At 61.5% G+C, this 25,758-nt stretch carries 24 protein-coding genes and 1 pseudogene; 14 read left to right on the forward strand and 11 right to left on the reverse strand.

Annotation, left to right across the window (positions count from 1 at the left end; all coding sequences use genetic code 11):
- Positions 1-1,177 precede the first annotated feature (1,177 nt).
- Complete coding sequence (locus IVB46_RS37960; RefSeq protein ID WP_247344895.1) at positions 1,178-1,897, forward strand: hypothetical protein; 720 nt, start codon at positions 1,178-1,180, stop codon at positions 1,895-1,897.
- Positions 1,898-2,105: 208 nt separating this feature from the next.
- On the opposite strand, the gene IVB46_RS37965 is transcribed toward IVB46_RS37960, so the two are convergent.
- Positions 2,106-3,047: a GlxA family transcriptional regulator gene (locus IVB46_RS37965; protein ID WP_247344898.1), complete on the reverse strand. Its 942-nt coding sequence runs from the start codon at positions 3,045-3,047 to the stop codon at positions 2,106-2,108.
- A 148-nt stretch (positions 3,048-3,195) separates the two neighbouring features.
- Here IVB46_RS37965 and IVB46_RS37970 point away from each other — a divergent pair, with 148 nt between their 5' ends.
- The 3 genes from IVB46_RS37970 to IVB46_RS37980 all read left to right on the forward strand — a co-directional run bounded on the left by IVB46_RS37970 (position 3,196) and on the right by IVB46_RS37980 (position 5,826).
- The gene (locus tag IVB46_RS37970) at positions 3,196-4,215 is read left to right on the forward strand and encodes an alcohol dehydrogenase (protein WP_247344901.1); all 1,020 of its coding nucleotides are present in this window, start codon (positions 3,196-3,198) and stop codon (positions 4,213-4,215) included.
- A gap of 62 nt (positions 4,216-4,277) precedes the next feature.
- Positions 4,278-5,102, forward strand: a complete 825-nt coding sequence (locus IVB46_RS37975; RefSeq protein ID WP_247344904.1) for an alpha/beta hydrolase — start codon at positions 4,278-4,280, stop codon at positions 5,100-5,102.
- A 1-nt stretch (position 5,103) separates the two neighbouring features.
- Entirely contained in the window at positions 5,104-5,826 is a 723-nt protein-coding gene (locus IVB46_RS37980; RefSeq protein WP_247344907.1) for a hypothetical protein, read from the forward strand.
- Between the two features lie 553 nt (positions 5,827-6,379).
- Here IVB46_RS37980 and IVB46_RS37985 read toward each other — a convergent pair.
- Positions 6,380-6,727, reverse strand: coding sequence for a hypothetical protein (locus IVB46_RS37985; RefSeq protein WP_247344909.1), 348 nt, complete (start codon positions 6,725-6,727; stop codon positions 6,380-6,382).
- Between the two features lie 99 nt (positions 6,728-6,826).
- A complete protein-coding gene (locus IVB46_RS37990) occupies positions 6,827-7,690 on the reverse strand; it encodes a LysR substrate-binding domain-containing protein (protein ID WP_247344912.1) in 864 nt (287 codons plus the stop codon).
- Between the two features lie 99 nt (positions 7,691-7,789).
- Between IVB46_RS37990 and IVB46_RS37995 the strand changes: the two genes are divergently transcribed.
- A complete protein-coding gene (locus tag IVB46_RS37995) occupies positions 7,790-9,100 on the forward strand; it encodes an aspartate aminotransferase family protein (protein ID WP_247344915.1) in 1,311 nt (436 codons plus the stop codon).
- A gap of 20 nt (positions 9,101-9,120) precedes the next feature.
- A complete protein-coding gene (locus IVB46_RS38000) occupies positions 9,121-10,731 on the forward strand; it encodes a gamma-glutamyltransferase (protein ID WP_247344917.1) in 1,611 nt (536 codons plus the stop codon).
- Positions 10,732-10,831: 100 nt separating this feature from the next.
- Here the strand turns inward: IVB46_RS38000 and IVB46_RS38005 are convergent, their stop codons facing one another.
- Positions 10,832-11,617 (reverse strand): helix-turn-helix domain-containing protein, encoded by a 786-nt coding sequence (locus IVB46_RS38005; RefSeq protein WP_247344921.1) that lies wholly within the window; start codon positions 11,615-11,617, stop codon positions 10,832-10,834.
- 106 nt (positions 11,618-11,723) lie between these two features.
- Between IVB46_RS38005 and IVB46_RS38010 the strand changes: the two genes are divergently transcribed.
- From IVB46_RS38010 to IVB46_RS38020, 3 genes are read left to right on the forward strand one after another with little or no spacing between them, the layout of a single operon-like run.
- A complete protein-coding gene (locus tag IVB46_RS38010) occupies positions 11,724-12,515 on the forward strand; it encodes an enoyl-CoA hydratase/isomerase family protein (RefSeq protein WP_247344925.1) in 792 nt (263 codons plus the stop codon).
- 3 nt (positions 12,516-12,518) lie between these two features.
- Entirely contained in the window at positions 12,519-14,606 is a 2,088-nt protein-coding gene (locus IVB46_RS38015; RefSeq protein ID WP_247344929.1) for an acetate--CoA ligase family protein, read from the forward strand.
- 22 nt (positions 14,607-14,628) lie between these two features.
- Positions 14,629-15,663, forward strand: coding sequence for a tripartite tricarboxylate transporter substrate binding protein (locus tag IVB46_RS38020; protein WP_247344932.1), 1,035 nt, complete (start codon positions 14,629-14,631; stop codon positions 15,661-15,663).
- On the opposite strand, the gene IVB46_RS38025 is transcribed toward IVB46_RS38020, so the two are convergent.
- From IVB46_RS38025 to IVB46_RS38035, 3 genes and pseudogenes are all read right to left on the reverse strand, one after another.
- Complete coding sequence (locus IVB46_RS38025; RefSeq protein WP_247344935.1) at positions 15,635-16,063, reverse strand: hypothetical protein; 429 nt, start codon at positions 16,061-16,063, stop codon at positions 15,635-15,637. The genes IVB46_RS38020 and IVB46_RS38025 overlap by 29 nt on opposite strands.
- Entirely contained in the window at positions 16,060-16,860 is an 801-nt protein-coding gene (locus IVB46_RS38030; protein WP_247345244.1) for an arginine deiminase family protein, read from the reverse strand. Before IVB46_RS38030 ends, IVB46_RS38025 begins: the two co-directional genes overlap by 4 nt.
- An 11-nt stretch (positions 16,861-16,871) precedes the next feature.
- Positions 16,872-17,104, reverse strand: a pseudogene (locus IVB46_RS38035) (SOS response-associated peptidase family protein); the annotation flags it as partial.
- Positions 17,105-17,388: 284 nt separating this feature from the next.
- Between IVB46_RS38035 and IVB46_RS38040 the strand changes: the two are divergent.
- The 3 genes from IVB46_RS38040 (at position 17,389) to IVB46_RS38050 (ending at position 19,810) form a co-directional block, all read left to right on the forward strand.
- Positions 17,389-17,676: a hypothetical protein gene (locus IVB46_RS38040; RefSeq protein WP_247344938.1), complete on the forward strand. Its 288-nt coding sequence runs from the start codon at positions 17,389-17,391 to the stop codon at positions 17,674-17,676.
- A gap of 283 nt (positions 17,677-17,959) precedes the next feature.
- Positions 17,960-19,069, forward strand: a complete 1,110-nt coding sequence (locus IVB46_RS38045; RefSeq protein ID WP_247344940.1) for a hypothetical protein — start codon at positions 17,960-17,962, stop codon at positions 19,067-19,069.
- 444 nt (positions 19,070-19,513) lie between these two features.
- Positions 19,514-19,810: a hypothetical protein gene (locus IVB46_RS38050; protein ID WP_247344944.1), complete on the forward strand. Its 297-nt coding sequence runs from the start codon at positions 19,514-19,516 to the stop codon at positions 19,808-19,810.
- A 51-nt stretch (positions 19,811-19,861) separates the two neighbouring features.
- Here IVB46_RS38050 and IVB46_RS38055 read toward each other — a convergent pair whose 3' ends face one another.
- The 3 genes from IVB46_RS38055 to IVB46_RS38065 form a co-directional block, all read right to left on the reverse strand.
- Positions 19,862-20,071, reverse strand: coding sequence for a hypothetical protein (locus IVB46_RS38055; RefSeq protein WP_247344949.1), 210 nt, complete (start codon positions 20,069-20,071; stop codon positions 19,862-19,864).
- Positions 20,072-20,487: 416 nt separating this feature from the next.
- Positions 20,488-21,291: a protein-L-isoaspartate(D-aspartate) O-methyltransferase gene (locus IVB46_RS38060; protein WP_247344953.1), complete on the reverse strand. Its 804-nt coding sequence runs from the start codon at positions 21,289-21,291 to the stop codon at positions 20,488-20,490.
- A gap of 198 nt (positions 21,292-21,489) precedes the next feature.
- Complete coding sequence (locus IVB46_RS38065; protein WP_247344956.1) at positions 21,490-21,822, reverse strand: GYD domain-containing protein; 333 nt, start codon at positions 21,820-21,822, stop codon at positions 21,490-21,492.
- 392 nt (positions 21,823-22,214) lie between these two features.
- Between IVB46_RS38065 and IVB46_RS38070 the strand changes: the two genes are divergently transcribed.
- Entirely contained in the window at positions 22,215-22,601 is a 387-nt protein-coding gene (locus tag IVB46_RS38070; RefSeq protein ID WP_247344959.1) for a cysteine rich repeat-containing protein, read from the forward strand.
- A 353-nt stretch (positions 22,602-22,954) separates the two neighbouring features.
- Here the strand turns inward: IVB46_RS38070 and IVB46_RS38075 are convergent, their stop codons facing one another.
- Positions 22,955-23,155: a DUF6494 family protein gene (locus IVB46_RS38075; RefSeq protein ID WP_027548237.1), complete on the reverse strand. Its 201-nt coding sequence runs from the start codon at positions 23,153-23,155 to the stop codon at positions 22,955-22,957.
- An 803-nt stretch (positions 23,156-23,958) separates the two neighbouring features.
- Between IVB46_RS38075 and IVB46_RS38080 the strand changes: the two genes are divergently transcribed.
- On the forward strand, positions 23,959-25,671 hold the full coding sequence (locus tag IVB46_RS38080; RefSeq protein ID WP_247344962.1) for a PQQ-binding-like beta-propeller repeat protein: 1,713 nt from the start codon (positions 23,959-23,961) through the stop codon (positions 25,669-25,671).
- The last annotated feature ends 87 nt before the right edge of the window (positions 25,672-25,758 follow it).

A 25,758-nucleotide genomic window follows, 5' to 3' on the forward strand; every position in this document is an offset into this window, starting at 1 on the left:
GTGTTGCGGCTGCTCGCCGGCAGGGCGCGGCGTCGGTCAACGAACGCGTTGTGATCGATGGCAATTGGGTATTCGCCGTAGGCGCCACGCGTGTGCACTTCGACTTTCGTGTGCACTGAGAATGCAAAAGCGCGATTTTCGCTTCCAATCTGGTCGGATATGATCTTAGAGAAACCAATGTGCGGAAGCTTGGTCGCGCGAAATTCTTCAGTCGGTCCAATCCCTTATAGGATCGAGTGGAGAAAAAATAGATCAATATAATGAAAGACTTACGCTGGAGATTCTCCACAGCCCCCATGATGGATTGGAGCGAGAGTTTAGGATCTTCAATTGCTTAGAAGGCAGCGTGTGCACGACGTGTGCACCGGGAGATCAAGAAAAATCTCACCACAGCCAACGTGAGCAGGCTTGTAGCGCATGTGTCGGATCTGCATTTTTGAGGGCAGGAGGCCGGCGAGTGCTAACGAGTACTCTCAATTGCTCGAAGTGGAATGATCGAAAATCGTGGGTTTGACTCCCACTCTCTCCGCCATTTCATTGAAACATAAGGTCGATGTTTGGCCCGCGGATTGCCTCTGGGCGGGACAGAGTTCGGACGCCAGCGTGATCCGTTCTGAAATTCGGTCGAGAGCCGAGTTCAACCGCGCCTTTGTTTCTGCAGCCTCCACACCAACGAGGTACCGCGCACAGGCCCATTGGTGCAAGTCGACTACGTGAGCGTCGTAGATTTGGATATTGGGGGCGAGCAAATTGGACATCTGCGCGATCAGAGTGGTCACCATTTCGGAGCGCGCTCGCAGAACTCGAGCCGGAAACCGCAGGTTGGTGTAGAAACAGCTATGGAAACGTTGAGTCTACCGGTCGCCCAGCGCCGTCCCGGCCAACATTGTGATGCAACACTGACGTCGCCCGCGCGATGAAGCGCGTAACGTCTAGCAGGTCTCCCGAAGATCCGATGGCGGGGACTGCTCCTCAAAGCCGATCTCACTGCCCGGCACAACGGCGCTTTCGACAGGGATAGTTTTCCAGCCGCCCAGCGGAAACGATGCCAGCGTTCATCTCATGGCGGCTATGGCCAGAAACAAGGCATCTAAGGCGTTCCGGCAGGCTTCACCGAGCGCCTAGTCTTCAGCGATAAAGTCGCGCCTTCTCGCGTGGCTCTCGCAGGAGCGCACCAATGAAGCAACTTAAAGATTTTGCCATCGAAGCTCATGGGGGCCTCGACCAGTGGCGGCAATTCGAGCAGGTCTCCGCCGATCTCATACAGGGGGGCGCCCTGTGGTCCTTGAAGGGGCAGGCCGTCACCCTCGAGCAGACCAACGTCACCGTGGGTCTCAAGAAGCAGTGGGCGTCTCACGCCCCTTTCGGCGCTGGCAATCGGCGCTCCCGCTTCGAGCCTGGCCGGGTCGCCCTGGAGACCGAGAACGGAACAGTTCTCGAAGAACTGCTTCAGCCGCGGGCAAGCTTCGCCGGCCACGAGCTGCAAACGCCGTGGACGGAACTGCAACTCGCCTATTTTGCTGGTTGCGCCATGTGGACCTATCTGAACATGCCGTTCCTGCTCGCCTGGCCGGGCGTCGAGACCGAGGAACTGGAGCCCTGGCCGACCAACAGCGGCGACTGGCGCCGCCTCGCCGTGCGGTTTCCGGCCGGGATCGCGACGCACAGCACCGTGCAGACGCTCTATTTCGATGCCGAGGGGCTGTTGAAGCGCCATGACTACGACGTTGAAATCGCCGGCAACACGCCCGGCGCGCACATCATCGAAGGCTACGCAGAGGTCTTTGGCATCAAATTCCCGACGAAGCGTCGGATCTATGCTCGTCAGCCGGACGGCAGCTTCAGCACCGAGCCGCTCGTCGTCTCGATCGATCTCTCCAACATCGCCCTCAGCTAGCCATGAGCCTTGGGAGTCCAAGCGCAACATTGCGAGATGATCCGACGGACTGATGGCGGATGATCAGCTTTAGGTTGCCGTCTCACCCGGCAGTGTTCCAATGCGCTCGTTTCTCGTCGTTGTTCGGCCAGTTCGGCGATGACCGTGTCCGGCAAGTCGGTCCTTACCCCGACAGCGAACTGGAAGCGGTGCTTCTCCGGGCTGGCGGCTAAAGCGTGGCGAGAGGTCCGGCGTCATTGCGGATGGCCCTTGGGACCTCCCCATGCACGCGGGCAAACGCCAGGCGCATCCGCTCCCGGTTCGCGAACCCCACCTCGCGGGCGATGACCTCGATCGGCAACCGGCTTTGCTCCAGCATCAATTTCGCGGCTTCGACCCGCAGCGCTTCGACCGCCTTCGCCGGCGTGGTGCCCGTTTCTGACCGGAACAGTCGCGTGAACTGCCGGGGACTGAGGCACGCGGCCTCAGCGAGGTCATCGATCGTCAGACTTTCCGCAAGATTCTGACGAGCGTAGTTCAGCGCGCGCTGGACCCTGTCTTCGTTGGCACTGAGATCCAGCAAGGTGGAATGCTGGGACTGGCCCCCAGAGCGGCGATGGTACATGACCATGCCCTTCGCGACCGAACGGGCGATGTCGGATCCATGATCGCGCTCGATCATGCCCACGACGAGGTCCGTTCCCGCCGTCATGCCGGCCGACGTCCAGATCGGCCCATCCGCGATGAAGATCTTGTCCATATCGACCTTGCAGCTGGGGAAGCGGTCCTGCAGCGCCTGGGCGTAACGCCAATGGGTCGTGGCGCGCCGGCCGTTGAGCAAACCCGCATCGCCTAGGACGAACGAGCCCAGGCAGATGGCGGCAACCCGTCGCGCGTCGCGAGCGGCGGCGCGGAGCAGCCGGACCAATCCCGGCGACGACGTCGGTATCTCAAGGCCCGCGGCGACGATCAGCGTGTCATAGGGCGCGTCGTCGAACGGGTCCGTCATGACCTGCATGCCGGCCCACGAGGCGACCAGCCCTCCTTCCTCCGAGAGGACGCGCACGTCGTAGAGCGTCTCGCCGGCTTGCTTGTTGGCCACGTCGAACGCCGCAACGGCCCCGAAGCAGATGGGTTGGAAATTCGGGCAAAGGACAAGGCCAATCTTCATGCTTTCTCCGTGACGGTTGCTACCCGCCTAGATGGTTGTTCCGGCGACGTTTCGCCATGTTCATGGCCGGAATGACGGCATCTACGTCCTGTCGACTTCGGGAGGCCGCTGGTAGCGCTCTGATAGCTTTTCAGACGCTGGAGCTTTCATGTCGCACCGTCCGACAACATACACCGCCGTCCAGGCCGTCGGGCCGGGACAGCTCGAACTGACGCAAAAGCCGCTTGTCGATCCCGCCCCGGGGCAGGTCCGCCTTCGCGTCGAGGCCTGCGGCGTCTGCCACTCCGACGCGGCGACGGTCGAAGGGGCCTTCCCAATCCAATGGCCGCGCGTGCCGGGCCATGAGGCGGTAGGCGTGATCGATGCGGTCGGCAATAACGTCGAGGGCTGGACGCTCGGGCAGCGTGTCGGCGTCGGCTTCCTCGGAGGCAGTTGCGGACATTGTGCAGAGTGCCGCGGCGGCGATCTCGTCAACTGCCGGAACCAGGAGTTCACCGGCATTCATCATGATGGGGGCTACGCGCAATACATGCTCACGCGCGCCAGCGGCCTCGTGTCGATCCCCGATGGTCTCGCCTCGGAAGACGCTGCTCCGCTGCTCTGCGCGGGACTGACGACCTTCAGCGCGCTCCGCAACTCTCCCGCACGCGCCAGCGACCTCGTCGCCGTTATCGGCATCGGGGGCCTCGGACATCTGGCCGTGCAGTTCGCGCGGCGCATGGGCTTCGAGGTCGTGGCAATCGGACGCGGGCCGGACAAGGATGGCCTCGCCGGAAAGCTCGGCGCCCATCATTATATCGACAGCTCGACCGCCCCGGTTGCTTCGGCGTTGCAAGATCTGGGGGGCGCTCATCTTGTCGTCGTCACCGCGTCGGGCGGCAAGGCCGTGGCCGACGCGGTGAAGGGGCTTAGGCCGCGCGGCCGGATCATCGCACTCGGTGCATCTCCCGAACCCGTAGAGATCGCAACCTCGGACCTTCTGTTCGGCGGGCGCTCTGTCGAGGGTGCCTTGACCGGTGACCCGGCCACCGCCGACGCCACATTGCGCTTCAGCTCGCTCGCCGGCGTCACTGCCATGATCGAGACGATGCCGCTGGAACGCGCGCCGGAAGCCTATCGCAAGATGATGGCGGGGAAAGCCCGCTTCCGCATCGTCCTCACCATGTAGATGCGCCGCCAATCATCCGGATCGACCTTGCCTCGGGCGAGGCAGCTCACAGAGGAACAATCATGTCACTCGAAACCGCAAGAACAGAATACTTGAACGTCGGCGACGTCGGCTTTGCCTTCAGGCGACTTGGCCCGACGGTCGGGACACCGCTCATCCTGCTGCAGCACTTCACCGGGACGATGGATTCCTGGGATCCGGAAGTGATGAACAGCCTTGCCGAAACGCGGCCGGTCATTGCGTTCAACAACCTCGGCATCGGCACTTCGACTGGCCGGACGCCCGACACGGTGGAACAGATGGCGGCCGATGCCGAGTCATTCGTGCGGGGCCTTGGTCTGTCGAAGATTGATCTTCTCGGCTTCTCCCTCGGCGGTATGCTCGCCCAAGTCCTCGCCGTGCAGCACCCCGACCTGATCGGCAAGGTCGTCATCGCCGGCGCGGCACCACGGGGTGGCGAAGAACACCTTCTCGAAGTGGTCGACGACGCCTTCTCCCGAGGTGCGCCGGATGTGCGTCTGCCCTTGTTTTTCACGCCTTCCGAAGAAAGCCAGCGCGCCGGCCGTGCCTTCGTTGCCCGCGCAACGGCCCGCTCTGAAGGTCGTGATCCGGACAGCGGCGACGCTGTCAGCGAGCCTCAGGCGAAGGCAATCATCGGCTGGTGCGCGCGCAAGGATGAAGGCGACGCAACGCTACGCGCCTTCGGGCAGCCGGCGCTCATCGTGCACGGCAGCGACGATACCATGTTTCCGAGCATTAACGCCTACAACATGTTCAAAGCGACGAAGAACGCGCAGCTCATCATCTATCCCGACTCGGGCCACGGCGCGCTGTTCCAATATCCGGCGAGGTTCGTCGCCCATTGCCGAACCTTCCTGGACGAGTGAGGTGAAGAAACAGATTCAGCAGCACGTGATCGAGGCCCATGGCGGCCTCGTTCAGTTCCGGCAGTTCTCGCACCTTACGGCGCGGCTTCACCAGTTCGGTGTCCTCTGGGATATCAAAGGAAAGCCGGATGTCCTCACTCATGCCAATGTCCGGGTCGACCTCCGCAAAGAGGAGGTGTCGCACTGGCCGTTCCACCCGACACCGAACCGCTCCCGCTTCACGCCGGACGAGGTCAGGATCGAGACCCCGGACGGCGAGGTCGTCGACAGCTTGCCGAAGCCGCGCGCGAGTTTCGCTGGCTTCGCGATGGAGACGCATTGGAGCGACCCCCAACTCGCCTATTTCGCGGGCTACACTACGTGGACCTATCTGACATCGCCCTTCATACTGGCCCAGCCGGGAGTCGTGGCCGAAGAGATCGCGCCCTGGCCGGAGGAGGGCGAGACCTGGCGGCGGCTAAGGGTGACTTTTCCCGAAACTATCGCGACACACAGCAGGGAGCAGACGTTCTATGTCGACTCCAACGGCCTGATCCGACGTCACGACTACGAGGTCGAGATTCAGGGCAACAACGCAGCGGCGCGCTATCTGCTCGAACCCGTGGTCGTCGAGGGCATCGTGCTGGCCTCCAAATTTCGAGTCTATCCGAGAAAGTCGGACAATACGCCGGCCGCCGAGCCGCTCATCGTTGGCGTCGACATCACAGATTATCGCTTCGAGTGAGGTTGGGTAGAAACACTGCTTCCAGCGATCGAGATCCTTGGGTTGTTGCGGATTGTATCCGGCGAGCCGGATGGGGGCCGCCAACGAGCCTGATTCATGCTGCCGGTCTCGGCCGACCATGCCTCAATCTGGACCAAGACCAGCTTTCTTCGGCAAACGGGCTCGGTCCTACCTTTCTCGGCGAGCAAAACTCCACCACCGTGAGCTCTAATTTCGTCACGAGCCCACCGCCGCTCTCTTGAGCGATTTTGGCGACGTGCCCGTGTTGTGCCGTAGCGCCTCTGGGGCACGCCGCGAGGGAACTAAGTCATTAAGTCTCTGAGACCGATATGGAAGTGGTGGGCGCACAAGGGATCGAATCTTGGACCTCTCGGACGCGGTCGGAGGCTGCGTGTCGATCGGATGAGCGTGCGTCCGTCACCTTTCGGCAAATTCAACGACATGCACGACAGCGACGGCTTTTCGAGACTTTTTGGAGGCGGTCGCAGATGGCACCGTCGCACAAGCCTGAGGGGGCTTTCCGTGGAAGGTGTCGGCGGTCGACGAACCGCTCTTATTCGGCCGCCTCCTGCGTCGGGATTTTTTCTTTTGTGATTGACCGTACAAAGGCAGACATGGCGCTCGACAGATAGGCATCACGTCGACGGATAAAGTCGATCGTCGCCAGCCGCTCCGGCTGAAACAGTCGCTCAGTCAAGTGCGTGGTGACCAATTCGTCCAACTTTTCCATACGGACCGACCGGCCTTGCAAGCCGTCTTTCCTTTTCGGCTGCAGGTGGAACAACAATAATAGCGGTGGACGCGGCCGGTCTTCGACGTTCACGTCCGCCCTGGGCAGCAGTTGAGCAAAATTGAAGGTTGCATCATAGCGCCGCGGCGAAGCAGTAGTGCCCATCTTCATCGGCCGTAGCGCGCCATTTTCCTACAAAGCTGCGAACATTTTGGTCGCTGACGACAAGCTCCTTCGGGACACCAGCGACGTCCTCTCCCGATACCCCTCTCAATCGATCTCTGCCTTGGTCTTCAGTCCGGGCAGCACGGTGCGAACGTGCTCGGCTAGCGTTGTCGTTAACAAAGACGGCTTGGCCTCCGAGAATTCAAGCGCGATGCCGATCGTCGGAAGCAGAGGCAATCCGGCCGACACGATGTGAAGATCGAACGGAACGGCGGTTCGCGTCAGGACGCTGATCGCATGACCGGACCGCGCGATCGCGATCAAGCCGGCGAGACTGTTGCTGGCGTAAGCGACCCTGTAGCGCCGATTGACCGCGTTCATCGCGGCGCAGGCTGCGCGGTAGTCCAGGCTCATCGGTGCTGCCAGGGCCAGAGGCAGGACGTCTTGCGTCAGTATTTTCGGTTCGGCCTCGTTCGCCACCCAGACGAAGCGCTCCTGGCGGATCACATCGCTCGCACCGGCGTCAGACAGCGAGACCAGCGCCATGTCGATCTGGCGCCGCGCCAGCATGGGGCGCAGCTCGGAGGTCGGGGCGCAGACCATGCGCAGTTCGACATTGGGATGGAGCGCGCAGAACCCCTTCAGCAGCGCCGGCAGGAAGGCGATCGAATAGTCCTCCGGGCAGCCCAGGCTCAGCGTCCCCTTGAGCCCTTCACCGCTCATGTCGGCCAGAATCTCGTCGTGCTGCGCCAGCAGCGTCTCGGCGTGGGCGAGCAGTTTCTCGCCGGCCGCAGTCAGCCTCATTCCGGACCCGCTGCGGTGAAACAGCGGCTGCGTGATCGTCTCTTCCAGCCGTTGCATCTGCATGCTGAGCGCGGACTGCGTCCGGCCGATCTGCAGGGCGGCCAGACTGATGGAACCGACCCGGGCCACGATGATGAAATTTCTCAGAAGGGTGAGATCCAGCATCCGTATCAGTCAGATTGATATCCAGGTTGAATTATATCAATTAGCCTGAAGTCAAATCATTGGCTAGAGGTCTGGCATCCCGAATGCAGGTGGCTTGTCATGACCTTGAATAGCGATCCCGATTTCTGGGCTTCCGCCAACACGCATCTGACCCGCTACGGCCCGAGTTTCGAACCCGTCATTATCGAGCGGGCGGCCGGCAGTTTCGTGTACGACGCCGATGGACGAGCCATCCTCGATTTCACCTCGGGTCAGATGAGTGCCGTGCTGGGGCACACGCATCCCGATATCGTCGCCACCGTCGCGCGGCAAATGGGGGCGGTCGCTCATCTCTTCAGCGGCATGCTCTCGCGCCCGGTGGTGAATTTGGCCGAGCGCCTCGCCGCGCTTGCTCCCGGCCTCGAGCGCGTGCAGTTGCTGACGACAGGTGCGGAAGCCAACGAAGCGGCGATCCGAATGGCAAAGCTCGTGACCGGCAGGCACGAGATCGTTGCCTTCGCGCAAAGCTGGCACGGCATGACCGGGGCTGCGGCATCAGCGACCTACAGCGCCGGCCGACGCGGTTACGGACCGGCTGCGGTTGGATCGTTCGTCATTCCCGCGCCGAACGCCTATCGCCCTCGTTTCAGGAACGCCGATGGCAGCAACGACTGGCAGGCCGAGCTGGACGATGCGTTCGCGTTGATCGACAGCCAGTCGACCGGCAATCTGGCGGCCTTCATCGCCGAGCCGATCCTGTCCAGCGGCGGCATTCTGGAATTGCCGCTCGGCTATCTCGCTGTACTGAAGCGAAAATGCGAACAGCGCGGCATGCTGCTGATCCTCGACGAGGCCCAGACCGGAATTGGCCGCACCGGGCACATGTTTGCCTTCGAGCGCGACGGCGTAGTGCCGGACATTCTTACGCTGTCGAAGACGCTCGGTGCCGGCCTGCCGCTCGCCGCTGTCATGACGACCCAGGCCATCGAGCAAACCGCGTTCGAGCGCGGCTTCCTGTTCTACACTACGCATGTCTCCGATCCCTTGCCCGCCGCGATCGGCGTGACGGTGCTCGACGTGGTCGCGCGCGACGGGCTGGTCGCGCAGGCGACCGCCAGGGGCAACAGGCTCCGGGATGGATTGCTGTCGTTGCAACAAAGGTTCGAATGCGTCGGCGACGTCAGAGGCCGCGGGCTTCTGCTCGGCCTTGAAATCGTCGTCGACCGGCAGTCGAAGGCGCCGGGCTTCGAACTCGGCGCGCGGATCATGGAGGAAGCCATGCGTCGTGGTCTCAGCATGAATATCGTCAAGCTGCCCAGCATGGGCGGGGTGTTCCGAATCGCGCCGCCGCTCACGGTGTCCGAGGCCGAAATCGATCGCGGTCTTGAGATCATGTCGGAGGCGATCCAGGCAGCGGCGAGCGGTCGTTGATCGCGGGGAAGCCTGAACAGGTGCAACTCGCCAGGACATATGGGCGTCCGACGCTGTTCTCGCGGCACGGCATGGTCGCTGCCGCGCATCCGCTTGCGGCGCAGGCTGGTGCACGACTCCTGATCCAGGGCGGCAACGCTTTCGATGCGGCCGTTGCCACCGCGGCCGCCCTCAATGTGGTCGAACCGTTCATGTCGGGCCTTGCCGGGTTTGGACTGGCCACGATCTGGGTCGTAAGCGAGAAGCGCGTTCGCGTGCTCGACTTCGCGCCGCCGACGCCCGCGAGCTTCCCGGTCGGCAAATACACCAGCCGCCTCGAGCTCGAGCGCGGCGCGCAGGCGGCCTCAACGCCCGGAAATCTCGCGGGCTGGTGTGAGCTGCTCTCGCGCTATGGACGCAAATCGCTTCCCGATGTCCTGGCTCCGGCGATGACGCTGGCGCGCGACGGCTTTGCTCTTTCGGATTTCGGTCGCGATGAGATCAACGAGCAAGTGCCGCTGCTCGAGCCCTGGCCGGAGTTACACAAAGCGCTGGTCAAGAACTACCTGCCGGACGGCATACCGGTGAAGCTCGGCAGCATCATCCCTCAGCCTGAACTCGCGCGGACGCTTGCGGAGATCTCCGAATTGGGGCCGGAGCATCTGTATGGCGGCAAGCTCGGCCGGCGGATCATAGACTATCTCCGTACGCTCGGCGGCAGCCTGACACTGGCCGATTTCGTTTCCGTCAAGCCGCATTGGCTCGATCCCCTGACCGTGTCGTATCGAGGGCTCGAGCTTCACGTCCCGGCGTCGCAATGCGGCGGTTTCCAACTGGCTCTGACCCTCAAAATTCTTGAAGGTTACGACCTTGGGCGCCTGCCGAAGGACGGCGCGGATCATCTCGACACGGTCTATCGCGCGATCCGTCTTGCAGCCGGCGAGCGGATCGCACACGGCAATCTGGGACTGGATCAAGCAGCCGGCGCCTTGTCCGACACGGTGATCGCGCGGCTGCGGCAGCGCGTGAGCGACGGCCAGCCGATCACTGGCCCCACCGAGCAATGGATGCCGCAAGATCGTGCCGATCCCGGGCATACCACCTCGTTCTCGATCGCAGACGCCGAGGGCAATCTGATCTGCATCACGCAGAGTCTCGGCAGCCCGTTCGGCAGCGGCGTTGTGGTGCCCGGGACCGGCGTTTGCCTCAACAATCATCTCCATTGGGCTGATGTGCAGCCGGGAAGCCCCAACCTGGCCAAACCAGGCGACGCATTGCCGGTGACCATGGCGCCGTCGCTCGCGACGCGGAGCAACCGTCCGGTGCTCGCGCTGGGTACGCCCGGCAGCTACGGCATCCCGCAAACCCAGGCTCAGGCTTTCGTGCAGTATGTCGAGTTCGGCCTTCCGCTGCAGCAGGCTATCGAGGCGCCGCGTGCGCGGCTTTGGGATGGCCGCTTCATTCAAGCGGAGAACCGCATCGCGCCGGAAACGATCGCCGAACTGAAAGGCCGCGGCCACGAGATCGAGATCCTGGACACCGGGTGGACCATGCTCTGCGGCGGCATGCAGGCCATCGCGCTCGATCCGGAAACCGGAGTGATGACGGGTGCCGCCGATCCGAGGCGGGACGGGTATGTCGTCGCCCTGTGAACGGGACGCAATCAGAAGGGAAATTCGCTTTTTGATTTTTCGCTCGACGGCCGGAGGAGCCCCGGAGATGCGATAGCGCCCCTCTTCGTCGGCCATCGCGTCATTCGGATTCACGACCCGCCAGCGCCTCCTTGCACTTGGCTGCGAAGGCGTTGAGGTACGAGCCGATCTCGCTCGCCAGTGCATCGGACCGATCGACATTTTGCAGGCTCATGTTCAGTGCGTAGACCGGAAGCCCGTCGAGCACGATGGGCGTTGCGACGGCAAGAACGGCAGGCTGCCACGACACCGCGCAATAGCCGTCGCGTTCGACGGAGCTGATCGATGTCCTGACGTCCGCAAGCAGCGCCTTCGTGGCCGCATCGCTGCGCCGTTTGAACAGTCTTAGCAATCGCTCGCGCTCGGCCCCGGCAATGCCGGCCAGATAGGCACGACCGAGCGACGTCAACTCCATCGGCACCTGCTGCCCGGCGACCACGTTGCGCAGCGCCGCGCGGGGGCTGTAGCGGATCGATTCGAGGTAGACCATCATGGTTCGATCCGCGGTCGCAAGCCCCACGTTGAGCCGGCGCTTCGCCGATTCTGCCCGCATCATCGCGCCGATCGCGTTGAGCACGGGTGATCCTGTCCGCATCGCGTGACCGATACTGATGACGGACGCGGCCAGGCGGTAGGCCCTTTCGGTGCGGACCTGGTCGAGCATCCCGGAATTGACCAGCGTTCGTGTCAGCCGGCTGACCGTCGATCGCGGCAATCCGGTTCGTTCCGCAATCTCGCCGTTGCCCAGCGTGTCGACGCCGGGCCGGAAAGCCCGAAGGATTTCGATGCCCCTTTCGAGCGACCGGTTGCCATCAACCCCGCCCGCATATCTGCGCGCCCGCACCACATCCAGCCTCCCGCGGCATTTCCACTCAGTGGAATTAGGGGGATGTTGCGGAGGTTGCAAGCCGCTATAGGCACCGGGAAGAAGAACTCCAACCACGGAGCTTGCCATGTCCTATCAGCTCATCGAGTTTTCCGTCGACGCCGGTGTCGCGACGATCGCATTCAACCGGCCGGAACGGCGCAATGCCATGAGCGACGACATGCGCACCGAGTTCGTCAGTGCGCTCGAAACCGTCTCCCGCGACAGGGCGATCAAGGCCCTGGTGCTGACCGGGCGCGGCAACGCCTTCTGCGCCGGCGGCGATATCAGCGGAATGAAGCGCCGGCTCGAAGCGCCGCAGGGCGAAGTCGCATTCAACGGATGGAGCCGTCAGCAGGGCGTGCACCACGTGCAGTCGTTCCTGCTGGGCCTGCCGAAACCGACGATTGCCGCCGTCAACGGCGCCGCGGCGGGCCTCGGTGCGGACACCGCGCTTGCCTGCGACTTCGTCATGGCAACGGAACGATCGAAATTCACCTGGTCCTACATCAAGCGAGGCCTGATACCCGACGGCGGCGGCCTGTATTTCCTGCCTCGCCGGGTCGGGCTTGCGAAGGCAAAGGAGCTGATTTTCACCGGGCGCGTCGTCGAGGCCGATGAAGCGCTCTCGCTCGGCATCGTCGATCGCAAGGTGGCCTCGACCGAGCTGCTGCCGGCGGCGCGGGCCTGGGCGACTGAGCTGGCGCAGGGATCTCCCACCGCGCTGGCGCTAGGCAAGAAGATCCTGAACGAGACCTTCGAGCACTCTGCGCATGACATCTTCAGTCTCGGCAGCCAGGCGCAGGCCATCTGCTACACCAGCGCGGAGCACCGGGACGCCGTGACGGCGTTCCTCGCGCAATCCTCGTCGAAGGATTGAGCGATGGATGCCATCGAACGCCTGATCCGGCCGCACAGCGTCGCAATCATCGGTGCATCGGCGGACCCGACCAAGACGGCGGGGCGACCGGTCTCTTATCTCCAGAAGCACGGCTTTGCGGGCGAGATCTATCCCGTCAATCCGAAGGTCGCGGAAATCGGCGGTCTGGCCTGCTACGCCGACGTCGCTTCGCTGCCTGATGTGCCTGATGTCGGCATCGTCCTGCTCGGTGCCGAGCGTGCGCATATCGCGGTGCGCGAATTGTCGGAGCGGGGCGCGGCCGCGGCAATCGTTCTTGCCAGCGGCTTCACCGAAACCGGGGCAGAAGGCGCCGAACGCCAGAAGCAGCTCATGGAAGCCGCCGGATCCATGCGCCTGCTCGGGCCGAACACGATCGGCCTGGTGAATCTCACCGACAATATCGTGCTTTCGGCATCCGGCGCGCTGGCGATGGATCACTTCCCGACCGGCGCGATCGGGCTGGTCTCGCAAAGCGGGGGCATTCTCGGGGCCTTGTTGTCGCGCGCCGCCGCGCGCGGGGTGGGGCTGTCGAAGCTGGTGTCGACCAGCAACGAAGCCGATCTCGAGCTCGCTGATTTCATCGACTTTCTTGCCGACGACAGCGCGACCAGGGTCATTGCGCTCTATATCGAGGCGATCCGCAATCCGGCTCGCTTTCGCCAGGCGGTCCTCAAGGCGCGACGCGCCGGCAAACCCGTCGTCGCCTTCAAGATCGGGCGATCGGAGGCGGGTGCACAGGCGGCCGTCTCGCACACCGGGGCGCTTGCGGGCTCCGACCGCATGTACGACGCCTTGTTCGGGCAGCTCGGCGTGATCCGCGCCAAGACGTTCGATGACCTGCTCGACATTCCCGCGGCCCTTGCGGCGGGACGGAAGCTGTCCGGCAGGCGTGTGGCGATCCTGACCTCGACCGGCGGCGCCGGCACAATCGTGTCCGACAGTCTCGGCGTCGCCGGCTTTGCGACACCCGCTCCCGACACTGAGACGGCCGCGCAATTGCGCGCCTTGCAGTCGGGATCGCACGCCACGCTCGATCGTAATCCGATCGACGTGACGCTGGCCGGTCTGCAGCCGGATCTGCTTCGCGCCGCAATCCGCATCCTGCTCGCAAGTCCCTCCTACGATGCGCTCACCATCATTGTCGGCTCGTCAGCCGTGGGATCGCCGACTCTGATGGCCGATGCCATCCACGACTGCCTGCCGATGAGTGACAAGCCCGTCATTGCCTATGTGAGTCCCTACGCGCCCGACGTGGTCTCCGTCCTCACTCGGCGAGGCGTCCCGGCCTATACGTCCGCCGAGAGCTGCGCCGCTGCGCTCGATGGGCTCTTGCAGGCCGGACTGCCGGAACAGGTCCAGACATCCGGCTCGATCGAGACGACGGCCGATATCAGCGACTTCCCGGCGGGATCGCTGGACGAGGCACAGGCCAAGGCCCTGTTCGCCCGTTTCGGCGTTCCGATCGTGGCGGAGAAGGTGGTCGCAACATCAGGCGAAGCGGAACAGGCGGCGCGCGACCTCGGTGGCCGGGTCGTGCTGAAGATTCTCTCGCGCGAGATTGCGCACAAAAGCGATGTCGGCGGCGTCGCGGTCAACCTGACTGCCGAGACGATTGGCGGCCGCCTGAGCGTGATGGCGGAGGAGGTCGCGGCCAGGACCGGGAAGCGAGCCGAACGGTTCCTGGTTCAGCAGATGATCTCGGGCGGCGTTGAAATCATTCTCGGGATGCATCGCGATCCCCTGGGCACCGCGATCCTTCTCGGAATGGGCGGCGTCACCGCCGAACTGCTCAAGGACACGACGATGCGTCTGCTTCCATCTGAAGGCGGCCTCGGTCTGACCGAGGCCCGCGCGATGGCGCGCGATCTCGTCACATGGCCGTTGCTGGACGGTTTTCGGGGACGGCCGAAATGCGATGTCGAAGCGCTTGCAGGAACGATCGTCGCTTTCTCGCGCATGGTTGCGCAACTCGGCGACCGCCTCGCCGAAGCCGAAATCAACCCGGTGTTTGTGCTGCCGGCGAGCCAGGGCGTGAAGGCGGCCGACGGATTGGTTGTTCTCAATGTCTGAACGAAATCGGATGGAGCTCCAGATGGCCATTGGCGAAATCATCAATCACGACGGCGTTCGCGGGAAGGGCTTCGCCGCGCGGCGCTGGCTGAACCTCGCCCTCCTCGCCTATGCCGCCTTGCCGGCGGTCGCGGGACTGGGAGTCGCGCCGGCGCGCGCCGAATATCCCGAAAAGATCATCAAGATCGTGGTGCCCTTCGCGGCCGGTGGCGGGACCGACATCATCGCGCGAACGACAGCGCAGGACATCCAAACGGACCTCGGCAAATCCGTCATCATCGAGAACAAGCCGGGCGCCGGTACCATCATCGGAACCCAGACTGTGGCCACGAGCGAGCCCGACGGCTATTCGCTGTTGATGGCGACCTTCGCACACGCGGTCAACCCGAGCCTGTACAACAAGCTGCCGTTCGATCCGCACAAGGATTTCGCGGCGGTCTCGCTGATCGCGCGATCTTTCAATATCGTCGTCGTCAACCCCACATCCAAGATCAACTCGATCGCCGATTTGATCGCCGAGGCGAAGGCCAATCCGGGCAAGCTCAATTTCGGTACGTTCGGCACCGGCACTTCGGCTCATCTCGCTGGCGAGCTGTTCAATGCGATGGCGAAGGTCAAGATGACGGCGGTGCCCTACAAGGGCGCGGCGCCTGCGATCAGCGATCTCCTGGGTGGGCAGATCGACGTGATGTTTACCACCGTGGCAAGCGCGGCCTCGCTGGTGGCGGCGGGCCAGCTCCGGGCGCTGGCGGTCACCTCCGCCGAGCGTTCGACCGCGTTTCCGCAGTTGCCGACCGTCGCGGAGGCGGGGGTGCCCGGCTACGCCGCCGAGTCGTGGTACGGATTGTACGCTCCGGCCAAGACACCCGGTCCCGTGATTGCACGCTTGAATCAGGCGGTCGCAAAGGCCGTTCAGTCCGGTGGCTTCAAGCAACTCGAGGCGAACGAAGGCCTCATCATGGTTGGGGGCTCTCCGGAAGGGCTCGATCGCTATGTCGGGCAGGAAGAGGACCGCTGGCGCAAGCTGGTCAAGGACGCGAACATCGAGGTGCAATAAGTAGCCGGTTGATGAGCTGAATCAGTGTGCTCTCCAACTCTTCAGGAGAGCTGATGGTGATGCCTTCCTTGTAATACCGCTCGACCGGATGGCCGATGCCTATCGCCGCAAGTCTGATGTCGCCGGCCTGCTCGATCTCGCCGGTGACGCGACGCAAATGGTGGTTCAGATAGCCGTCGCCATTCGCTTGCAATGTGGAATCGTCGACCGGCGCACCGTCGGACAGCACGATCAGATGTTTCCGCCTTTCTTCGCGCCGGCGTAAACGCCACGCGGCCCATTCGATGGCCTCGCCGTCGATATTCTCCTTGACGAGGTCTGGCCGCAGCATCGCGGCGCAGTGTCGCGCGCTCAACGTCCCGCCGGCGCCGCAATAGATGATGTGCAGCAGGTCGTTCAATCGCCCGGGATGGGGGCGGCTGGCGGTCGCTCAGCCATTTTTTCCGGCTCCGGCCGCCCTTGCAGCGCGCGGTCGTGAAACCGAATCGGCTTTCGGCGGATCGGGCGCACGCTCGTCGCTGTGCGCCCGCAAGGGAACCGGCTGGTCGGTTCTCGACCCGTCGTCAGAGCGGGTCGCGGATCAACGGCGGGGTGGAGCAATGGATGCCGCCGCCGCCGAGTGCGACCTTGTCGTAAGCGACGACGCGGGTGGTCACGCCGGCCTTGGCGAATTTCTCCATGGTCCGCGGCGAAATTCCTTCCGGCACGATCACGTGCCCGGGACGAACCGCAAGGCAATTGATCACCCAATTCTGGTCGTCGGGGCAGACCTCGATCTGGCGGATCTTCAATTCCTTGAGCTTTTCGAGGAACCAGAACCAGCAGCGTCGGGTTCACGAACGCGGTGTCGCGATCGATCATCACGAACATGCCGTCGATGTGCAGACGGTATCCGGTGAGGTGAACGCGCAGCAGCTCGACGCCCTGGGTGCGCAGCACGTCCTCGAGCTGGCGCGCGCCTTCTTCGTCGACCCGGCTCGACAGCCCGACAACGGCCAACTTGGGCGTGATGAAGGCAAAGCTGCCGCCTTCCATCAGGCCGACGTCGGAAATCGTCCGCAGGATCGGCATTCCGAGATTGGCCAGCGTCCGGGTCACCGGCAGCTCCTCGCCGCGGCGGATCGGCGGGCCGAGGCGTGTGACGATGGCGCCGCCGCCCACGGCGATGACACTTTCACGGGTATAGACGCTCTTCATCTTTCCTGGTGCGGCGCGCGCATCCAAACGTCGCGCTCCTCGTCGGTCGTCAGGATCACCGGCATCGCCTTGGATGGATCGGCTCGACCACCGCGTTGGGCGATGTCGTGAGAAACCCGTAGACCTGATGCGGCCCCGGCACCGGCTTCGACTTCGTGCCGCGATCACCGCTGAACGTCGTCCAGATGCCAGCGAAGGCAAACAGCAGACGCTGCTCATTCAGTACGAACCAGACCACATCCTTTTACGCTGATGCCGCAAGCCCAAGTCTTATGGCGATTCGCATACGCTTCGGCTATTAGCCGCTCCGACCGTGGTCTCGGTTGCCTTAGTGCGTTGACATAAATCAATGGTCGTTGGGCGATCCTGCCGCTTGCTACAACCCCACCGACGACCATTTGGATCGACTACCCGCACGCGAGCGGTCGGCGGAGCGGGACGGCTCCGACGCTCGCCCCCTAAACCCCGCGTCGGAGCCGTCTCGTCTTTGTGTGAGATTACCAATGCTGCAGATCACAGGAGATCGAAATGGAGCAGATTTTGATAAACCTTGTTGCAGGAGCGCTTGGCGGCGTTGGCGCAGGCAAGTCATCGCCGACATTTGATCTTGGGACCGCTGGTAACATCATTTCTGGTCTGGTCGGAGGCGGGGTTCTCGGGCAGGTCGTGACGTTGTTACTGCCATCGGTCGTAGCCGCAGCCCAGTCGGGTAATCTGACTGTCGGCGGCGTTATCTCGCAAGTAGTTGCCGGTGGCGCTGGCGGAGCCATACTCACTGCGATCATTGGTGCAATCAAGAACAAAGCTGCTGCCTGACGGTCGGTGTCCCGGATGGCGAAAGGGGATTGCGGTGGTGGCGGATGCCCCAGCGCATCATGCTCAACTTGCGCCCGATGTCGGTGTTGCGCACCGCCGGAGCCGGATAATCAGGAAACACGCCGGGCATCTGCCGGCAAAATCCCAAAGTGCCCTCGACCAGACCGTGCTAAGAAACACTTGCAATCTGCAAGAGACACCCCATGGGCTATTCTGTCGTAGATCTTGGTCCGATGCAGCCACAAGGAATAAGCAATCGAGCCCGCCAAACTTTGTCCGTCTCGTGGACGGCACTCTCATCACTCTTCCATCTGAGATCATAGCTGTACGGGCCATCAACAACGATCGCGTTGTCCTCGCCCTCGTGCAGGGCTCCACCGCGCGGGAGTACTCGCTTTACAATCTTGAAACGAATACGACCGAGCCGATCGCAATTCCGGGTTATCCCACAATTGTACAGCCGGCGCTGAACAATTCCGGCGATGTGGTGGGAACAGCGGCAAAGAGCCTGGACGTCTCGGATGATATGAGAGGTTTTATCTTCAACCGCAACACCCAGGCGGTTACTTGGGTGTTGCCAACGTTACCGTCGCAACCACCCGCATCGACGGCCTTCCTTGAATTGAAAGATATCAACGATCTTGGCCACACGATCGGAGTTCAAGGGTGGGTACTAGGCTTCGATCAGCTCGAAGTGCCCGTCTTTTACGATGGTGCAAATCTGAGCGCGGTGGCAAATCCCGCCTTCATGTCCAATGGAATTCGCATCACCAACGACGACAAGCTGTGGGTTTGGTTTTTTGGTCGGGGCGGCCCCGAAGTAGAGGCAATTTACGATGCCACCACCGACACACTCACGCCATTCTCAAATGGCCGCATTGTTGACCTCAATGCTAACGGTCAAATCTTGTTGGAGCACGAATTTAACTACTATCTTCAAAGCGGAGGGTTTATCACAGCAGTAAGCGATCTCTTCCCGTCCGGATCCGGTTGGAGTCCAGACTTTGCAATTCAAATGAATGATTCCGGGGCAATTGTCGGCTGGGGTGAACTACATACCAACGCTGGTTCCTCCGCCGGACATGGATTCTTGTTGAGCCCCCCACCTCTCCGAATTCCGCGCGGCAAGCGGGACGATATTATCGCGATCATCCTCTGGGGCGTGATCAACTGCGGTCCCGGGGTAGCAATAATTGGGGGACATTCAGTCCGAATTCCACCTCACGGACCGCTGAACGAACTTATGGCCGCACTGCCTGAAGCCCTTCGCAACGAGCTGACGCCCGTGATCAAGGATGCGCATTTCAGGGAACCCGCCGACGTGCGAGATTTTCGCAGACGGGTCACGTCTGTAATCTCAAGCTACTCGCGCCGTACATTCGGTCGCTCATGACGGCAGAAATGTAAACCAAGCAACCGACCATGCCATCAGCAAAATAATTCCTGCTCAGAATCACCGCTCATGTTCTGTGCTCGGCTTCCACGGGCTGGACGCTTGGTATTACTGGGTGAACGGTGCTGCGGTTCTCCTTGTCACCCTCGTGCTCTACGCGCCCGAGGGCGAGGATCGCGCGATGAAGTCGGTGCACGCCTGAAAGTCGGTGCAAACATCATGCGGCGGCAGCCGGGTCAACGCTCTGCCGCCCGGACCGATGCGCCGTAGATGCTCTCGCGTGATTTGCTGCCCATGTGGAGACAGGATCGTCGCGCCGCGCGGGGCAGGCAAGCCGCTACAGATTGCGGTGGATAGCGCGTCGGGCACAACGGAGGCTAGAAACGCGGGGATGAACCGTGCTGGTCTGTTGTCAGCCCTCCGGGCTTAGGCCCCCATTTCGCCATGTCCAAGCAAAGCCGGGTCAAGATGAAGCAGAAGAAAAAGCAGAAAAAGAAGAAGATCGAAATTAACGACCTGCCGAGACCAGAACGGATCAGGCTTGCCAAAGCCAAAATGACGAAGATCATCGATCACTTCCTCTATGTGATCGAACTTCACGCCAGCAACTCGTTCGTTGTGTTCTCGCCGCTGCTTGTTTCTCAAATTCCCCGTTCCTATGCGGCGAACGCGTTCAATGTGTTTCAGCGCAGCAGCGGTCCGGGTGATTCTCGCAAACCCAGCCGAGGTCGTCACAGTTGATGCACGTCGCGGTCATCGCACCGGCGGCCAGTGGCTTATCCTCGCTGGGCATCAGGCGAGCCCGCGCAGGGGCAGCGCTAGCTGCATGTCGAAGCGCTTTGTGGCATTGGCGGCGATGAAGTCTTGCAGTGCCGACGAGACCTCGGCGTCGGTATCGGCTGCGCGCTGCGCCAGTGCGTCGGCGACCTCTGAAGTTGCATCCCGGTTGGTTCGCGACGCCGCGTTGAAAAAGGCACGGCAGGTGGAAACGGAGGCCCACATCGACGATTGGCTTAACTCGCCGGGGCTGCGTGCGCCGAAGAAGGACGATACCCCGGGTCCGACCTGAGGTCCGGATGGTTTTGGCGGATCCGGTGTTATCTAGACCATCATGCTTGAGATGATACTGATCACGCTGAGCACAGGCCTGGTCTTGGTCGCGGCCATCGTCGCAATATTCGAGGCTGTCGCTGAGGTGGAGCGGCGACGTCGATTGCGAGGGTACGGCCGCCCTCGGTTGGCGACCTCTTCGCACCCGCCGGTCCAAGCTGGCGGGCCCGATCAGCCCCGTCACAAGATAACATCCAGGGGAATGGTGCACACGGCTCTGCCATCATCGTCACTGACGAAGATCGAATAGCGATGGCCGACCAGCTCCGGGCGAGTTTCGCGCAGTGACCGAGCAAGCCTGATTGCATCTATCTGTGCGTCTGTTTCGCTCGGCAGGTCATGCACTCCAAAATCCGAGACAAAGTGGGAATTGATGAGCTTGAACGAAAACAGCGGCATGGAACATGATGTCCAACGGATGCCAAAGCGAAGCCCCCGCCCACCGTTAGGGAGCGGGCGAGTTGAGAGAACCGGACGGTCAAAATCTCCTGCATCGTCATTCTGCCGTTGGCGAGCTTCTCCGCGAGAATGAGCTGCTGTGCATTGGGCAGGCCGGCCGGTATGACCATTTTCCCACCTGCTTTCAATTGATGGATCAGCGGAGGAGGAATGAGATCGGGAGCGGCCGTCACGATGACCTTGTCAAAGGGCGCGTGCTCTGACCAACCGTGATAGCCATTGGTAATCTTGAGTTCGACATTGCTGCAGCCCTGCTCGCGGAGCCGTTGTTTCGCCTTCTGGCCAAGCTCTTCGATGATTTCAATGGAGTATACCTTGCGGGCCAGCTGCGCGAGGATGGCGGCCTGATAGCCAAGACCGGTCCCGATTTCGAGGACACTGTCGTCGGCGTTGATGTCGAGCAAATCGGTCATCAAGGCGACGATAAATGGCTGCGAGATCGTCTTTCCGAAGCCGATTGGAAGTGGAATATTTTCATACGCATAGGGCTGAAGTTCAATCGGCACAAATGCATGCCGCGGCACCTTGCCCATGGCCGTCATGACGCGTTCATCTAAGGCGTCCTTGCCGATTATGTCGCGCAGCGCAGAGGCGCCGGCGGCGATGATCGCGAGCATGTCTTTACGCAAGGTCTCAATGTCTTCTGGTCGCATTGGCAACCCTCGCGGGCACCCAGACATGTTTGGCATACCGCAGGCTTGGCTCGCGTCAGATAGCTCGCGGGCCTCTTTCCGAACCTTGAACGCCGCGTCGCTGTTAGCCGGCTATCCGCTACGGCCGTCTACCCTACTGATCGGTTGCGGCAATCACGGCCGCTCCAGGATGCCTCCGGCATCCTCGCAAACGCGCAATTACCGCCCAGGCGGAACGTACACTTCAGCCAAACCGGACGCCTTTTCGGCGATGCTCTTGAACTCGGCAAGCGTCCAGGCACGTACCGTTTCGATTTTGGCCACGGCGCCGCTTGCAGCTGCGGCCATTCCAACGGCGACCGCATCCGATCCATCAGCCTGCTCGGTCACGATCACCACGTCATGCGGGCCCGTCGTCATATAGGCCGCTACAAGCTTGCCGCCCGCCTTCTCGACCAGCGTCCGGATCGGCTCGGTGCGATCGATCGGCTTATCGATAATGCCCTTAATGCCAGTGTTGGAATACGAGGCGTAGGTGATGAATAAAGGCATTTTCTCCTCCGTTCGAAGGTTGTCTGAAGATGCACTTTACATTTCGATGCACCCGGAATCCGGGCCTAGATCGATGCCCGCCGACGGCATGCAGGTTGCCATTGAAATATCAAGAAGGGAACTTCGGCACGTCCAACTGGCAACTCGAAAAATCACTATATCGCTTCTGTACCGCCAGCACATCACCGCAGTGAAGTTTAAGTGCAACTCATGTATGTCGTTTGCTGCGATGCATGAGTCCGCGCTTGGCCAGACGGGCCGCCTTCGCGCGCCACGCTTTGCGCCATCTTCACAAACCGCCTACAGCGTCCCAGCGGCGTCGTTCTCGCGCCGCGGTCGGCTTTCGGATATTACCCCCAATCTGCCCTTTTTGAATCTCAGAGGAATCTAAGATGACAGGAATGCGATCCGGGCTTGTTATATTGACAGCGCTGCTTTGGTCAGGCTCTGCCGCCGTGGCACAGCAAGCGGGCAAGCCCTGCGCCGGCGATATCAAGACACTGTGCGCCGGCATTCAGCCCGGCGAGGGCCGGATCAAGTCCTGCATAAAGTCGCATTTGACCGACCTGTCGCCAGCCTGCGAGGAACGCTTGCTCACGGTTGCAGTGGCCGGAAAGGTCTGCAAGGCCGACGTTGCTAAGCTGTGTGCTGGTATTGTGCCGGGCACCGGCGGTATCAGGGCCTGCATAAAATCGCACATGGCGGAGTTGAGTGATCCCTGCAAGGATACGATGTCCCAGACCGCAGCGGGCAGGAAAATCCTAGGAGGGGATCTCTAGATATCCTTGCCCGCGAGCGCGCCCCACCAGCGGCGATCAACGGGGCCCTCACTACAATGGGCACAAATTGTGTCAGGCCTGCATCGGCGAACAGAGCTACCCAAGAAACACAGAAGCTAAAGACAAACGCCTGATTGACAAAATGCAGCGGAGTAAAATGGTTTGACGTCTGCAACTAGCCCATCGCTTCCGTTGACACGGCACAGCCACATGTCGGTTCATAGCTGCGAACCGGAAGTTTGCCGCCGAGCGCAAAACCGACGCTATTGACCCGAAGGCGACGTTCGGCCGGCGACCGCAATGATAGCCTTCGTGAGGATCAGGGCCATGACTTCCCACAGCCGGGACAATCGTCAGAGCGCGACTGTTTCCTCGACCACATGTTTCAGCGGCGTCCCCTCAGCGGACAGGGTCATTCGCAGTTTGAGCTTGCCACCCTTCACCTCCCCGCTACGCACTAGGTTCTCAATTTCACGCTGCGATGTAACTCCGACATGCTTCAGAAATTTACGGATAGCCATATTGAAGCGGTCTTCATCGAACTCGGCGGTCATGGCTGTTCTCCCTGATCGGGCAGGTAAAGTCTAACACGAGGCGAGCAATGACGAAACACCGAGGCCCCGCTCGCGTCGCCGCCGACTTCCTCCTCAACCTGATTGCCTGCAACCTCGGCCCGAAGCTGAAGACTACACCTGGAAGCGAAAGTCTCACTCAGTGGAGTGCTTCCGCTCGTGGCCCAAGCGGCCGACCCGGCATGTCCGCTAGATGTCCGCTCTTTTGGGCCACGCGGACTCGATATGCTCAACCTGAGTTCTTCTGTGCGTGACCCAACTCGCACATCGCCCTCTCTATCTTTGTTGCTTTATCTCTATTGGTTCTCTGTTGCTTTTTTGCTCTAATTGTCCACCTCGGCGACAGCCGAACGGTGCTTCCATAGCGATAATGAGCTTTGTCACGGTCGTCTTTGTGGGCAATGGATCGTGGTACCCGACGACAAGGCTATCACCGAGTCGCTCTGGATCGGGCGCGCGATCGTCTGGCGGCAATACCTCGGCGGTAACAAGAGCGTCCGCTGAATTTATGCCAGTGACCATGACCTAAGGGTGCTTACTGGTTGCCGACATATCTCTGATCGGCAGTGCACGCTTGTGTGCAGCTGCGTCCTTCTGAAATGCATGCCGCGCTGCCGCACTCGCCTAGCGAATCGCAGGATTTGGGTACTGCAACGCGCGCTGATTTCGTGCCCGCGCACGCCTATGGCTTTCTGCTTGTCAAACAGGTTTCGCAAGATCAGAGTTCAAGAGCAGACGTACATGAGCGCCTGTTCCGATAATTCGAATAATTACGGAGCTGAGCCATGAAAAGATATTCTGTTGCATACGCCACGTTGTTCGGCCTGGGCTGCACGCTCGCAGCATCAAGTCAAGCGCAAGAAGTCAAGCTGCAGGATGAATGGTCGCCTCCGCGCGAGGCGAAGGTTTCTCCGGTCACTCAAGACCAGCTCAATGCAGCGGACAAGAATGCAACGAACTTTTTGCTGACCAATGGCAACTACGCTCAAACGCGCTTTCATCCCGCAAAGCAGATCAACCGCGACAATGTGAAAAACCTGCACGTCGCCTGGATCTTCCAGGCCGAGGTCAAGGAATCCATGGAAACGTCGCCCATCGTGATCGATGGCGTGATGTACGTGACGACATCGTTCAGCCACGTCTATGCGATCGACGCCAAGACGGGCGAACAGCTTTGGCACTATAGCCACAAGATGGGGCCCATAACGACCTACTGCTGCGGTCCCAATAATCGCGGCGTCCAGGTTCTCGGTGACAAGGTTTATCTGGCCACGCTGGACTCCAAGCTGGTGGCATTGAATGCGAAGACTGGCGATGTCGTCTGGAGCAGCGATATCGCCGATCCCGAGCTCGGCTACAGCGAGACGATGGCTCCGACGGTCGTCAAGGACAAGGTCTTGATCGGCACCAACGGTGGCGAATACGGCGTCCGCGGCTTTGTCAGGGCCTATGATGCGAAGACCGGCAAGCTGGTCTGGAATTTCGACACCATCCCCGAAAATTCCGTCGGCGTCTGGGCAACCAAGGACGCTACGGGGCGCGATATGCATCGCGATATCCAGGCTGAAAAGGACCAACTCGCGAAGATCGGCGACCCCTACAAGAAGCTGGGCGGCGGCGTCTGGCAAAATCCCGCTGTCGATCTCGCCACCAACCGAATCTATTTCGTGGTCGGCAATCCGTCTCCCGACCTCGACGGTGCGCCGCGCCCCGGCGACAATCTCTACACCAACTCGCTGGTATCGCTTGACTTGGATACCGGAAACTTCGTCTGCCACCTTCAGTATATTGCCCACGACGTCTGGGATCTCGATGCCGCGAGCCCGCCGGTGCTGGTGGATGTGAAGGACAAGGACGGCAAGACCATTCCGGGCGTGATCCATGCCGGCAAAACCGGTCACATCTATGTTCACGACCGGAAAGACTGCAGCCTGATCCGGTTCTCCGAGGCGATGGTGCCGCAGGAGAATATGTGGACCTTGCCGACCAAGGAAGGCGCGCGCATGCTTCCAGGGGCAAATGGCGGCGTCGAATGGTCGCCGATCGCTACGGACCCCGAACAGGGGCTCGCCTACGCCATCAATCTACATCAGCCCATGCACTACCGGGTCGAGAACTCGCCCTATCCGAACGGCAAGCTCTGGCTTGGTGGCGCCTTCACGGCCATTCCTGGTGAGAAGCAGGCGGGAAATATCACCGCCGTCGACTACAACACCGGCAAGATCAGATGGCAGGTGAACACGTCAGAGCCGATGATCGGCGGTATTCTCGCCACCGCGGGCGGCCTGGTCTTTGCTGGTGAAGGCAACGGCAAGTTCGCCGGCTACAACTCGTCCACCGGCAAAGAATTGTGGAGCTTCCGCGCCGGTGCGGGCGTCAATGCGCCGCCGTCCAGCTATTCGGTGGGCGATAAGCAATATATCGTGGTCGGCGCAGGCGGTAACACTCAGGTGAACTTCAGGCGTGGCAACAACATCATCGCCTTTACGCTCGATTGAACGAACGTCGCCATCACCCAAGCGGGGCCGGAGTCGGCCCCGCTTCTGTAAACCCCACCGGAATTCGACGGTCTGCAATTTGAACCG

The organism is Bradyrhizobium sp. 61 (assembly GCF_023073075.1).
Taxonomy (GTDB): domain Bacteria; phylum Pseudomonadota; class Alphaproteobacteria; order Rhizobiales; family Xanthobacteraceae; genus Bradyrhizobium; species Bradyrhizobium barranii.